The following is a 14254-nucleotide window of genomic DNA, read 5'->3' as shown; positions in this document are numbered from 1 at the left end:
GCATGCTCAATCCTGAACACAGTTACTGGCATGACACGCTTAAAGCCATTCGTCGCTGCGGTAGAAAACTCATTGAATTTGAACTGTTATTCACCTTAGTGTCGGCGGGTATTGTCGTCCCGTCTTTTGGCTGGCTACTGCGCCATCTGATTGCCAAAACGGGCAATGTCACCATTACCAATTACGACTTAATCGCCTTTGCCATGTCTCCCTATGGCTTGCTGTTTATGGTCATTACTCTATTCAGTAGCTTTACCGTGTTTTTTACCCAACGTGCTGGAGTCACAATTCTCGCAGCATCTGGCTTATATGATATTCCCATTGGCCCAGTGCGGGCGCTGATTTTCGCGACTGCGCGCTTACCCGTATTTATTCGCCTTGGTAGCATTTATGCGGCTTGCTTGTTGCTGCTCAGCGTACCTTTTATCGGACTAGGATATCTGATTTTCAGCGTGTTTCTACAGGGACACGACATCAATTACTACTTGTATTTTAAGCCTATAGACTGGTATCTCGCCTTAACGAGTATGGCCTTCTTAGCGATAATCTATGTCCTTGTTGCCTTATATCTGTGGGCCAAAGCGGCCTTTTCACTGACGATTATTGTGAGTGAAACGACCGATGCTTTGACGGCACTCAAACGCAGTTGGCAATTAAGCGCAGGCAATGAACGCCCGATTATGTGGCACGCTGCGGGTTGGTGGTTGAGGATAGGTGCTTTGGTGTATCCCTTAATACTGCTGATCTCCTGGGGAGCCGATACTTTACTCGATAGGGTTACGCTGACACTTTCGGCAGAATTAGCCATATTGGCCCTCGTTTCTGCACTGATTTTTATGCTCAGCGCGGCATGGTCCTTACTCGGAATGTTTGGCGAAGCCTTTATCATATTGCTGTTATACCGCCAGCTGGGAGAAAAACCCGCAGGGTTAGAACGCCTTGGGCGACAAACAGTAAAAAGAACGTCTGAACTGTCGCTTTATACAATAAGCGGGGTGTTGGTCGGCACTTTTTTAATCATGTTGGGATTAGGGGTATATGCCCTAAATAGTGAACCTCAAAGGGATGACATCCTGATTACTGCCCACCGTGCTGGTGCTGCTAGGGCACCAGAAAATACCCTTGCGGCTTTGCGTTTAGCGATTGCAGAAAAGGCGGATTATGCCGAAATCGATGTGCAAACGGCATCCGATGGCACCTTAATGGTATTGCACGATGCTGATTTAATGCGCATAGCGGGCGATCCAAGGCGAGTTGCTAACCTCAGCGCGAGTGAAATGCAACAGCTTGATGCGGGGAGCTGGCACAGTGCTGCCTTTGCAGGGGAATCCGTACCAACACTACTAGAGATGCTTAATGAGGCACGCAACAAAATCGGTTTGAACATTGAGCTTAAATATAATCAAGCCGATCCCAGCTTAGCGCAGGCCGTTGTCGCCTTATTGCAACAAGAGAAAATGACACAACAAGTGGTGATTACATCGCTCGAAGCAAGAGCCATTGAAGAAGTGCAACGACTCGACCCTTCCATTCACACTGGCCTTATCGTCACTCAATCCATTGGCGATCCCATTAAGGCAAATACACAATTCTTAGCGGTCAATCAATCGATTACTAACGAAAAATTTATCGCCAGAGCACACAAAGGAGGTAAGCAAGTGCATGTATGGACAGTAAATAATCCACGGCAAATGCTGCGCATGTTGGCGCTGGGAGCCGATGTGCTCATTACCGACTATCCGCAGGAAGCCGTGGAAATCCGAGAACAGTGGCTCGCGCTATCCCCTGTTGAACAAACGGCACTGCGCCTACGCTATGTACTGTAAATTCTGCTTATTTACTCAACCTAGCTTCGAAGCGCTTAGCTCTACGTTGAAGCAACCAAAAGAGGCTTAGCCCCCCAAATGAAGCCGCTAAAGTGGTCAGCGTGAGTGCAAGAAATCCGGCCTCCCAAGTTAAAGCAACATCATTCACTCGGAGTTTAGATTCAAGCAACGACAAGTCATTAGGTCGCAAATAAACCGATAAGGTATAGTTCAAGTGGATGATGGCTAAATAGTGCTATTTAACTGAAAAATAGTGATTTTTAGTCAGAGTCACCCAGCCCATTGTTTGGTTGGCGGTGTAGAAAGGTAAAGCCAATGACTAAGTTTGAAGTCAGCCACTTTGAGGTACTGGCAACAAAGCGCAAAGTGTCATCGTCACTTTTCTAAGTGTTCGCAATGATTATCTGAATCTGAGGTAAATTCTTGCAAGGTTTCAACAGGGCCATGAAACAACTTGCCAAGCTCAGCGATGGTCATAGTTTTTAGCCGAAAAAGCATCATTACCCCATACCCCATACCCCTTATCTACAAAAGAGTGCACGCCAAATGACACGACTGCAGTAATGATAGAAATGGGGGATATTAAATAAGCAGTTCGACACTCATCTGAGTTCTTCTTGGGCGCGGCATAGCAAGTCCTCCACATCAAGACTTTTGTTGAGTCGAGGATCCTAAATAATGCGATTTAAGCTGAGTAGCTCGATTTTCGGCGCGGACACAGTCAGATAACTGCGCACACATAAAAAACCCCGCAACAAAGGCGGGGTCAACAATAGAAAGCTGCCAGCGACTAAAACTGTAATTTGCCAGCAGTTAACAAGATCAAAAATGCCACTGAATACCGACAGCGGTCAGATTACTGACTTGTGGTGATGTCTGATAGCTACCATAACTAAGCTGAACGGACCATTGTTCTGACAAGGTCCAGCTTAGACCCGCGGTGTAGGCAGCTTGCCAATTTTGCTGCGAGCGTGATTCAGCAGCAGTATCAAATAACTGCTGCCGCTGCATTAAATACCAGCCACCAGCAGTGCCAAACACGGAAACCGGGCCAGCCAGAGGATAAGACAAACGCACCGCCAATGTTGGACCATAACCTGAACCGCTGACCAGTCGTGCAACATCAGGCAACTCAGTCTGTTGCAACACACCAGGCAGGCGCACCGTTAACTCACCAGCATCCAACCAACCGCCTTCCAGCGCCAGGTATGTATTTAACTGATAGCCCCCATGCAGTTGCCAGGCCAGCCGCTGCTCCTGCTCCGCGCTGAATTGCTGACCTTGTAACTGAAAACGGCTGTCGGTATCCATCTGACCAACAGTCGCACGCAGATACATCTTATCCAGCGCCATGGGCTCTGCGACCACAGGTGCAGAACCCGCCACTAGCAACAGCAGTCCTACCCGACGCCGCAGCACCAATGCCAACAAACCGACCAAAGACCACCAGCCGGTGCTGCCACCCGCAGTGTTATAGACTTTATCGGTCCGTACTACCTGCGCCAGTACTCCGGGATCAACAATGACACAATTGGCTTTACCATCAGCATCATTTGGACCGCCATCTTCAATAATTAACCGCACACATTCATCCTTCGCAGTTAAACCCGGTGTCCACACCACATCTGACACCAACGGACAACGGCCTTCACTATTTTTGCCTGCACTAAACAACTGATTACGGCTGTTTTGCACAAAATCAAACCAGCGGCCATTGTGATGTTTACGCCAGACACTTTCAGTATTGATCTGACGGCCTTGCGGCAACGGGATCACAACAGGCACACTTTCACCCTGATTATTCAGGTTTCGGATCTCAAAATCGACCAACTGGCTTTGTTGCTGGTAGCCTTGATCAGGTAAAGCGCCGTCATTCAACGCCACGCCAAACTGGCCACTGGCCCAGGAACTGGCCTCACTTTGTTGACCCAGCGTCAGTTGATATTGCGCCGGAATTTCCAAATAACTAACGCCTGCTTCGGCCGGGGTACAGCTACTGACTCGGCCATTCTGGTCCTGTTCAACTTTTGGACAAAGCGGTAACCGGCCAGGCTGGGCAGTGAATAAATTCGCTGCCGCTGGCAAACCGCTCTGGTCAAGCTCGCTGCCACAATGATCATGCGCGCAACCAGCCACCACCAACAACACCAGATCCGTTTCCAGAGTTTGATTATTGTCAGTCGCTTGCAGCTTAAACTGATAACGGCCTTGTAACTTGGCAGGATCCAGCATCACCACATCAGCTTCCACCACAGCAGCGGCAGCTAACTCGCCTAACTCCCAGCGATAATCCAGCACTTTGTCGTGACTATTGCCTGCCTGCAACCTGATCAAACCAGCTTCCTGCCGGACGGCATAACCAGATAAACCGTCCTGTTCTATGCTGACCTGCAACGCAGCAGTGCTGGCCATAGCGCCAGTCTGCAGTTGATGGATCGCCGGTGTGCCCAAAACCGCATTGCCTGAACTGACTGCGGTCAGCTTGATCGTGGCATTATTACTGGTTTGCTCCGATAACTGATAACTGCGACGCCGCTCGTCCTGCAGATCAATCAACAACTTCTCCTCGCTAAGCTGAACGCCTTCAGCGCTAAACTCTACCGTCACCGGATAGCTGATCGCTTCATCACTGAGCCAAATACTGATTTTGGCTGCCGTTTGCTGTGCAACCTGTTGTGAGGCGGCAGTAAAAGCAACAAATGGATGCACTTCCAGCGTCAGTATCTGAATTTGCTGGCTTTGTTCATCCTGCAACTGCAACTGATAACGACCGGTTTGCTGACTGCTAAAGATAAATTCAGTGGCGGAAACCGCCTTGAAGAGAGTGCTGACTTGTTCTGGCGATAGCTGCTGCAGCTGGTTCGCTCGCAACACCTCACCACCCAACCAGCGGAACTGGCCACTGCCACCGCTGACAGTTACCGCAACAGACTGATTGGCAGTGACCAGATTCGTCTGGACGGCTGCTTGCACCGCAAAAGCAGCGAAACTTTGCAATTCGACCATACAATCTGCCGTAATGGCGGCGGTGTGGATGGTTTGTTGTCGCAGCACAGCACCGCAACCACGCACTTGCAGATAAAGCGCCGGATCGGTTTGCATCAGACTAAACACCGCAGATTGGCCATGGGGAATTGCTTGTTGCGCTGGGCTGATCGTCACCCCTGCGACCGTATTGACACTGACCTGATACAGACGCTCTTTGTACAGGGCATTTACCGTTAAGGCGGCAGTGACTTTGCTAAAGTCCGCATCCCAGCCAGTGAAGGTATAACCTTCCCGCTCTGGTGCCGTTGGTGCAGTCGCTGCTTGGCCATGAGTGATTTGCTGAGTCGCAATCTGCTTGCCATCGGCATCAACAAAGCTTACGACATACACATTCTGACTGTATTGCGCTGTCACTGTTAAAGCTGAAGTGATATTAGCAAAACTGACATCCAACCGGTGAAGGTATACCCTTCCCGCGCTGGCACAGCTGGCGCTGTTGCCGACTGACCATGAGTAATTTGCTGGGTCGCAATCTGCTTGCCATCGGCATCGACAAAGCTGACCACATACATATTCTGGCTATATTGCGCCGTCACTGCTAAAGCTGAAGTCACGTTAATAAAACTGACATCCCAACCGGTGAAAGTATACCCTTCCCGCGTCGGCACAGCTGGCGCTGTTGCCGCCCGGCCATGAGTAATTTGCTGGGTTGATAACAACTGACCTTCAGCATCAACAAAGCTGACGACATACACATTCTGGCTGTATTGAGCTGTCACGGTTAAAGCTGAAGTGATATTAGCAAAACTGACATCCCAACCAGTGAAGGTATACCCTTCCCGCGTCGGCACAGCTGGCGCTGTCGCCGCTTGGCCATGAATGATTTTCTGGGTCGATAATAACTGACCTTCGGCATCAACAAAGCTGACGACATAAACATTCTGGCTGTATTGCGCCGTCACTGTTAAAGCTGAAGTGATATTAGCAAAACTGACATCCCAACCGGTGAAAGTATACCCTTCCCGCGCTGGCACAGCTGGCGCTGTTGCCGCCCGGCCATGAGTAATTTGCTGGGTCGATAATGACTGACCTTCGGCATCAACAAAGCTTACGAAATATACATTCTGGCTGTATTGCGCCGTCACTGTTAAAGCTGAAGTGATATTAGCAAAACTCACATCCCAACCGGTGAAGGTATACCCTTCCCGTGTCGGCACAGCTGGTGCTGTCGCCGCTTGGCCATGAGTGATTTGCTGGGTCGATAATGGCTTGCCATCGGCATCGATAAAACTGACCTGGTAAACAGGAGCCTTCACGTGAATAGAAAATGCTGCTAATGACGCACTCAACAATCCATCACTGACACTGATTTGGATATTGGGATAGTCACCAACATGCTCAAAATCTGGACTGCCGGATAGGCCGCCAGTGGCAGTATCAAAAGTTGCCCAAACGGGTTTGTTGGCAATGGAAAATGTTAGTCTGTCTCCCTGAGCATCCAACGCTGTTGGGGTAAAACTATATAAACTACCTGCAAACACCGTTGTTGCTGGCTGACCTGAAAGAATCGGTGCTGTATTCTCAGGCTTTGGAATAATACCAAAGCCTTTGAGGTAAACCTCGGCGCCCTGACTCAATTGAATTGATAAGTCGCCAGTATAACCATGAGCAGCGCTCAAACTTAGTCCATTAGTCCCGGGCTCAATCGTAAAATTTTCATGAAAAATTTCATTATTATCTTTGTCCAGAGAGGTAACAGTAGCAACGAGTTGCTTATCTGCTTTGTTAACTAACAGAATACTTTTCGGGATAAAAGTGGCTCTGGAATTTTCGATGCGAAATCCAGTTGTATTGAACGCATTTGCATGACTCACCAACCCTTCTTCATTGATTGCACAATAACCGCCTGGTCCCGATAGCGCCAAAATTAAAACCCCGCCGCCCGGGATCGAAGGATAGAAACCGCTGGAACAGTAACCGTTTACGGCGAGCGGACCTTGAAAAAGGTAACTATCAGGCAACAGCATGATTAATTTACTTTCTTTGCCAATGTTGTAATCAGCTAAAGTGTAAACATCGTTTGCCATTTTAGTTTGCTTAAAAAACAAAGCATAACTGTCAGGCGGATAACCCTCTTTATCCTGAATTTTAGCTTTCACGTTTTCAGTGGTGTCAGAACCTTCCACATCCAGCGTAATAGTTTTACCGGTCAGCGTTGTGACAAAAATTTGCATCGCCCAGCCGGGCCATGCGGTCAGGGCAATACACAAAATAGCTAACTGCAAGAGGCGAATCATATCTGCTCCATAGCAAAGTAATAATCAGTGGTGAGTCATTCACCAGAATAAAAAATTGCCGGATGCTAACATGTTGGTTCCAATTTCTGAACAAAAAGGCCGGATGCTGTGTAACGTCATGTAACAGCTGTCGATGATGTAGCAGTCGGGAAAGTAGAAAAGTAACGGCAGCGCTGGTTTGTTATTAAACCCGCAATAGGTACGAAAGTTACCCTATGATTCCTCACTAAACAGGGTAAAATAGCTAGGTTGTAGTAGTCAGAGATGCCGATTGAAGGCATTCCAGGTGTGGTAATGTTGGATCCGCTCGCGCATTCGTTAGCTTCGGTCATGGTGACTTTGGCCTGTGCTTTATTTATCTGGCCGTTATATCTGCTGAATAAAGATTTTGCTGGCCCGAAACAGTGGGCGATTGGCAATAGCCTGCTGCCGCTAGGGTTGTTATTACTCAGTACTCAAAGCAAGACACCGGTTTGGCTGGGAGTGGTGTTAGCCAACCATATTTTGCTGGCCGCAGTGTTAGCCATTTTATGGGGCACCCGCTTATTCTTCGGCTACCAGCGCAACAAAAACTTGTTAACCTTACTCACGCTCAGCTTTAGCCTGACTTTTTTGTATTTCACCTATATCACGCCTTATACCGATGGCCGCATTATCCTGGTCAGTCTGATGTTTTCCCTTTGTAGCTTGCTGAGTATCCGGGTGCTGAGAGCCAAGCAAAAAACAGGGTTTTCGTTAGGAGTCAAACTGTTTCAGGCGGTCCTGATGTTATTAATCATGCTGATGAGCTATCGTATTGCATATATCCTGTTGGTCGGTGACTTAGGCGGCATCTTTCGCCTCAACCTGTTAAATGTGGCGGTGGCGGCTTTATCATATTTTGTGGTCTATGGTTTGACACTGAGTTATTTTCTGCTCTGTTCCGAACGACGCATTCAGATGTTGGATACTTTACAACAGCAAAGCAAAGCCGAAGCCGCGTTAAAAAGCCGCTTTCTGGCGTCATTGAGCCACGAATTACGAACCCCGTTAAATGCCATTGTCGGCAAAGCACAACTGATGAAATTGCGGCAACAGGATCAGCAATTACAGCAGGACTGCAGCATTATTATTGACGCAGGCATGGCATTATCGACGATGGCGCAACAAGTGCTGGAGCATGCCAGTCTGGAGCATGGTCAGGTGCAAATCCAATCAAAGGACACCTTATTAGTTCCCTGGTTGCACAGTATCGTCGACAGTATGCAGCCACTGGCGCAATCACGGCAATTACACTTGAGTTTGCAAACAGAACAGCTGAGTTCGCAGCAAATCTATAGTTTTGATCAGGGCAAAGTACGGCAGGTGCTAATCAATTTGCTGGGGAATGCCATTAAATATACTGATCATGGCTTTGTCCGGCTGCAGATGCAACTGACGGATCAGACCGGACCACAACACAGCATCCACTTTGCGGTCGAAGACAGTGGTATTGGCATCAACCCTGACGACCAGCGCGATATTCTGACGCCTTTTATCCGGGCTTCGCAGCAGGAACTGCGGGAAGGTACTGGCCTGGGTTTATCTTTATGTCAAAAAGCACTGCAATTATTGGGGGCGGAATTAAAATTTACCAGCCAGCCCGGTGTTGGCAGCTGTTTTTACTTTCAGTTGCCGCTGACACCGATCAGCGCTTCGGATTCCATAGCGACTGTCGCCAGCAGTACCATACCACCTCTGCATATTTTGCTGGTAGAAGATGTTGAATTAAATCAGCAGATCATTAAAGCACTGCTACAACACGATGGTCATCTGGTTTTGGTGGCCGCCACTGCGGCAGAAGCGCTTGGTCTCTGTCAGCAACACAGCTTTGAGCTGATATTGCTAGATATGAATCTGCCAGACAGTGATGGCCTGAGTTTGTTCCGGCAGTTGCAACAACAGCTGGCTGGCCCCCTGCCAAGCACACTGCCACCTGTGCTGGCATTAACCGCCGATACCAGCCGGCAATTGCAGCAGGATTGTTTGGCTGCAGGCATTAAACAAGTGCTGACTAAGCCGGTAGAGCTGGCACAGTTACAACAAAGTATTCGTCAATTGTTGCCCTGGCCGTTAATAGCCAACAGCCTGACCTTTCAAAGTTTCGCCTGTTATTTACCGGCGCAACTGGTGCAACAAAAATTAGCCGGGCTGGCTGCCGAATTACAACAGCAGATCAGCCAGTGGCCCAGTTTGCATGGCGCTGAACTGCAGGCCAATCTGCATCAATTGCGTGGTATGGCAGCTACTTTGGGATTGGAATTGCTGGCGGAGCGGCTGGCAGCACTAGAAACCCAGCTCAGTCGAGTGTCCGCATCACAACAGCCATTAAGTCAGCTTGCCAGCCGCAGTGCGCAGTTGCTACGGCAAAAAATCGAAGGAGTGCGGCATGACTGAACAAATCCGGGTGTTGTTGGTTGAAGACGACGAATGGCTTGGGTTGGCGCTCAGTGCCTTCCTGCAACAACAAGGTTTCCAGGTCAGCCTGGCACATTCGCTGGCTGCCGCCATGTCCATGTTGTCACAACCAGATTTACGACTGCTGATCGCCGATGTGCAATTACCGGATGGTTGTGGTATTGAACTGTGCCGCCAGCTATGCAAACCCCACATCGGTAAAATTTTGATCTCGTCCAACGCGTCGGAACAAAGCCGGGTGCAAGGGCTGGGCGCTGGTGCTGATGACTACATTTGCAAGCCAGTATTTCCGCAGGAGTTATTGCTTCGCATCCAGGGTTTATTGCGTCGCTTGCCGCCGCACGCTGTGACTGTACCCGATCTGCGGTTTTTACAGTTCCGGCTTAATCTGGAAAATCGTCAACTGTGCTATCAACAGCATGCACTGCAATTGAGTGAAAACGAGCAACAGTTGCTGATTAAACTGATTGCCCATCAGGGAAAAATTATCAGCCGAACAGAATTAGCGCTGGCATTGGGTGAAACAGATACTTATCTGGCAGGCCGGGCACTGGATATTGCCATCAGCCGGTTGCGGAAAAAGTTAGTGCAGCTGAGTGGTCAAGCGGAAGAACTGCTGGTGACTTACCGTAATCAGGGCTACTTATTAGTGCAGGAATGGCCGGAAGTAGGCATCAAAGAAGGAACAGCACGCTAAACCAGTCGTGCTGCTACGATAGCGCTTAAATCAGCTTATTTTTTGATTTTGACCAGTCTTTGCCAACCGCTGATATGCCGTTGTTTGGTCCGTGCGACCACCAATTCGTCGGCAGCGACGTCATGTGTCACCACAGAGCCAGCGCCACCAGTGAACTGTTGGAACCCAAAAACACACCATCTTCAATCGTGGTCTGGAATTTGTTGGCGCCATCGTAGTTACAGGTGATAGTGCCAGCACCGACATTCACTTTACTGCCGATAACCGCATCCCCCAGATAAGTCAGATGATTGGCTTTAGAACCTTAGCCTAACACGGTTTTTTTCAGTTCAACAAAGTTACCGACATGGCTGGATGGGCAGTAGCGATTTCAACGCCATCCCGATGTGCCATCGCAATAATATCGGTTAGATAAAACTCACCCTGGGCATTGTTATTTTGCAAATTCGCCAGCCAATGTTTCAGCTGTTTGCCCGGCACCGCCATAATGCAAAATTATATCGACACCACACCTTATATGTACAACATTGTCGATGGTCAAAAAGTACCAGCTTCCCCAACAGAAGCCACACATAGAGATTATTCCAGTAAAAATATTGGCATGCTCTATTCGAGCGGTATCGAAGCAGAATTAACCCATCAATACAACAGTCTTGATCTATTTGCTAATTACAGCCAAGTGAAAATGGATGTCGAGGGCATGCCCAACTTTTACCTTGGCACTATTGAAGATATTCGCCAGCCCTATAACAGTACTCCACAAGATAAAATCAATCTTGGGATCATCTGGCAACTGATCTCAGCATTACGACTGCCATGGATATGACCCGTCTTCCGGAGGCTCAGCTCAAAAGAGGAATGGATGCAGAAGGCTATCAACTTCACAGCGTATATCTTACATATCAAGCCCCTTGGTTAGCGAGCCTAGAACTCAGGATGAGACTTACTCGGTTTGGCCTGATGATGAAGAAAAAACCTTACCGGGACGTAACTACAAGCTGGCCCTCAGCTATCAATTCTAGAACATACATCAACGAACACTCTCTACTGACTAAATTGTAAATTCACAAAATCAAGGCCATTGAAAACAACTTTAATGGCCTTATTTTTTGGTCTTCTCAATTTTTTAGCTCAACCTCGCCTCGAAGCGCTTAGCTCTACGTTGAAGCAACCAAAAGAGGCTTAACACCCCAAATGAAGCGGCTAAAGTGGTCAGCGTTAGTGCAAAACCTTTGAATGAAAAAAGGTTTAAAGTAAAACCATCTAACACCAGTACCGCCAAGCCAAGCGGCATTTGGATAAGCACAGCGGTAAACCAATCGAAGGGAAGTTTAGGAAAGATCCTGTGGTAAGCATAAAGCACTAAACCTGCAAGCAATATCAGCAAACTCGCATCGTGAGCCGCCAACAAAAGATACTCCACACTGTTATGCGAGATGTGAGGCACCGCACTCAACATGTCCAACATATAACCCGCGCTGGCAACCAATGAGAAGCTGATAAAACTCAATAAGGCTAATAGGATACCAAAGCCAAGTGCGGGTAAATATTTCATGTAAGGTCTCTCTATTCGCAGGTGAAATATGCTGTCTCGTCTCCCGAAAACCACAGCATGCAAGGTATAAAGGAGTAAAGAGACTTTAACTACAATAGCAGCCTAAATTTCCCTTAGCTATTAAGACCATAGTCTTATGTCTACCACAAACTTGTGCGCAATAAACGAGATGAAATCCAGTATCAAGTTAGTGTTTTCTCGGATAATCAGTGGATAAGCTTTTAAAATTACTAGATTAATCAAATTTCAATCTTATCGCTTAGTGATATCACCCACAATTTGCCCATGTGTTTGGGTGAAATAGACTAGCCAATTTCACCAATAACGCTTAGGATCGGAGTTGCATTTTTTAGCCAACATATTGTGGAGTATCAAAACATTATGGGTATCAGAGCCATAGTCGTAGACACAGCAGGCACCACGACAGACCTAAACTTTATCCAAGATGTACTATTCCCCTATTCTGTCAAAGCCTTGCCAGACTTTTTAGAACAGAACCAACACAATGTATTGGTTGAAAACTGTATTTGTGACACTAAAGATATCGCCCTAGAGCCCGAGGCTGACTTAGCGCGTGTAACTGAGATCCTGCAACAGTGGGTCAACGAAGACCGTAAAGCTACGCCACTTAAAACCTTACAAGGGTTAATTTGGAAACAAGGCTATGCCCATGGCGAATTTAAGGGCCATATCTTCCCGGACTTTATTGAAGCGGTGAAACGTTTTAGCGCACAAAATCTGCGTATTTACAGTTTTTCATCCGGCTCTGTCGACGCGCAAAAACTGTTGTTCGGCCACAGTGACGGCGGCGATTTAACTGAAATGTTTAACGGCCATTTCGACACTCGCACGGGCAACAAATTAGATAAGCAGGCTTACTGCAATATCCTCAACACCATCAGTTTAAGCCCCAAACAAGTACTGTTTGTGTCTGATGTTATTGAAGAATTAAAGGCTGCCGACGCTGCGGGCATGATGACCTGCCAAATGGTTCGCGACAGCAAGCAACGCACTGGCGAGTTCCGCAAAATCAGCAGCTTCGATGAGCTGCTGATTGAATAATGCGATTGTTGAATAACGTGATGGTTGAATAACGTGATGGTTGAATAACACGATAGTCAGCTCAAGCTAGCCGATAAAACGAAAGCGACCTTGTGGTCGCTTTTTTATTAATTGACTCAATTGCCCTTCACCGCCAACGGAAACGCGGCCGAGATACATTTTTCCACCTCAAAACGATAACCATAATCCGCATTCTTATCGGGTGTGATCAACAAAATCTCGTAATCATTTAATTCAATCACATTCGACTCGGCAGGCTTTTTACAACGCGAGCGGCCATTGGCTTCAAGTGAAAATGCGAACGTAGCTAGCCATTGCCGCACTAAGTACTGATATTGAGTTCGCACCGAGGCGTAGGCCTTTTTGCGCTCTTCCTCTTCCAGCTCGCCGTCATCATTACTATTCTCAGCCTTGCTCGATTTATCGCTTTCAGAGTCAAGAGCAGTCTGAGTTAGCTCTACAATCGGTACCGTCAGCACATCGGTCGCATCCGGCAACCGTCCCGATTTAGGCTCGCGAGGCGCATGCTTAGCGGCTTCTTGGGGAGAGGTAATAAAGTTGCCAAATGAGGTTTCAATGCGCGTCTCTAAATCAATTAACAGGCTCAAGTGATACAAAACCACAGTCGCTAGCACGATACGGATCAAAAAAGTCGTTTTACGGAATGAAGTATGCGAGGTAAGCCGTAACGATTTGACACCTAAAGGTTTAAGCAAAAAGATCAATATTAAATAGATAGGAATAATCAACTGTAATGCCAGCAGCACGATCGCGCTTACCATCAAAAACCAAGCGGGCATATAGAGTAAAATCGCTAAGTTATGGGTGTAATTGAGATCGCTTGCTGATACCCCAACCACTTCGTTAACTATCGCGCCAGACCAGCCCAAAGCAAAGTTGGCAATCATCGCATAAAACAGCAACAACACAGCTTTGCCCGCCAAACTGTGCCAAACCCGCTCGAACACAGGCCAAAACTCGATGGCCATAGCGATTACGGCAATCACAGCGACCAACCCCATTAACTCGCTACTAAAAGCCAATATCAAAGCAATAAGATACAGCTTTTGCGCAAAGGATAACTTAGCAACCCCTAGGATAAGACAGCGCCAGAACTTGCCCAAACCTAAACGGATGTCACTCAGTGATGGTAAGCTGAGCTTTCGCAAGTATTGGCGAGCTGACCCAATGTAACCGATTAAATTCATTATTATTTTACATTCCATTGAAATAGTAAGACGGGCAACATTTGCCACTGTAATGTGCAAAGCACAGTGATGGCAACTGTGCCACTCAATCTCGGTATATTGGTCACTTTGGCTATCTCTAGCCAAAGTCGAACGTTCTGTTTAGAGTCGAATGAAAGCTCTGCAACACCCCATCGCCCGTTTAA

9 protein-coding genes and 1 pseudogene are annotated in these 14254 nt (G+C 47.6%); 5 read left to right on the top strand and 5 right to left on the bottom strand.

Translation table 11 applies throughout. The features are described 5' to 3' along the window. Positions 1-2: 2 nt before the first annotated feature. On the top strand, positions 3-1826 hold the full coding sequence (locus L5M71_RS08875; protein WP_263206988.1) for a glycerophosphodiester phosphodiesterase: 1824 nt from the start codon (positions 3-5) through the stop codon (positions 1824-1826). 822 nt (positions 1827-2648) lie between these two features. Here the strand turns inward: L5M71_RS08875 and L5M71_RS08870 are convergent. Further along, complete coding sequence (locus L5M71_RS08870) at positions 2649-5228, bottom strand: outer membrane beta-barrel protein (RefSeq protein WP_263206986.1); 2580 nt, start codon at positions 5226-5228, stop codon at positions 2649-2651. 2 nt (positions 5229-5230) lie between these two features. Continuing rightward, positions 5231-7111: an InlB B-repeat-containing protein gene (locus tag L5M71_RS08865; protein ID WP_263206984.1), complete on the bottom strand. Its 1881-nt coding sequence runs from the start codon at positions 7109-7111 to the stop codon at positions 5231-5233. 294 nt (positions 7112-7405) lie between these two features. Here L5M71_RS08865 and L5M71_RS08860 point away from each other — a divergent pair, with 294 nt between their 5' ends. Beyond that, positions 7406-9526 carry an ATP-binding protein gene (locus L5M71_RS08860; RefSeq protein WP_263206981.1) on the top strand — a complete coding sequence of 707 codons (2121 nt, stop codon included), beginning with the start codon at positions 7406-7408 and terminating at the stop codon, positions 9524-9526. Continuing rightward, a complete protein-coding gene (locus L5M71_RS08855; RefSeq protein WP_168826873.1) occupies positions 9519-10244 on the top strand; it encodes a response regulator transcription factor in 726 nt (241 codons plus the stop codon). The genes L5M71_RS08860 and L5M71_RS08855 overlap by 8 nt, the downstream gene beginning before the upstream one ends. Positions 10245-10279: 35 nt before the next feature. Here the strand turns inward: L5M71_RS08855 and L5M71_RS08850 are convergent. Further along, a pseudogene (locus L5M71_RS08850) lies at positions 10280-10733 on the bottom strand (hypothetical protein); the annotation flags it as partial. Here L5M71_RS08850 and L5M71_RS08845 point away from each other — a divergent pair. Continuing rightward, the gene (locus tag L5M71_RS08845; protein ID WP_317630041.1) at positions 10732-11070 is read left to right on the top strand and encodes a hypothetical protein; all 339 of its coding nucleotides are present in this window, start codon (positions 10732-10734) and stop codon (positions 11068-11070) included. The pseudogene L5M71_RS08850 and the gene L5M71_RS08845 overlap by 2 nt on opposite strands. Before the next feature lie 300 nt (positions 11071-11370). Here L5M71_RS08845 and L5M71_RS08840 read toward each other — a convergent pair whose 3' ends face one another. Next, positions 11371-11799 (bottom strand): hypothetical protein, encoded by a 429-nt coding sequence (locus tag L5M71_RS08840; protein WP_168826872.1) that lies wholly within the window; start codon positions 11797-11799, stop codon positions 11371-11373. Positions 11800-12180: 381 nt separating this feature from the next. Here L5M71_RS08840 and mtnC point away from each other — a divergent pair, with 381 nt between their 5' ends. Next, positions 12181-12861 carry an acireductone synthase gene (gene mtnC / locus L5M71_RS08835; protein ID WP_105253037.1) on the top strand — a complete coding sequence of 227 codons (681 nt, stop codon included), beginning with the start codon at positions 12181-12183 and terminating at the stop codon, positions 12859-12861. 116 nt (positions 12862-12977) lie between these two features. Here the strand turns inward: mtnC and L5M71_RS08830 are convergent, their stop codons facing one another. Continuing rightward, a complete protein-coding gene (locus L5M71_RS08830) occupies positions 12978-14069 on the bottom strand; it encodes a hypothetical protein (protein WP_263169374.1) in 1092 nt (363 codons plus the stop codon). Between the last annotated feature and the right edge of the window lie 185 nt (positions 14070-14254).

Origin of the sequence: Shewanella sp. SW1 (assembly GCF_025653545.1) — a bacterium.
Taxonomy (GTDB): Bacteria; Pseudomonadota; Gammaproteobacteria; order Enterobacterales; family Shewanellaceae; genus Shewanella; species Shewanella oncorhynchi.
This window is presented reverse-complemented; position numbering and strand designations above follow the sequence as displayed.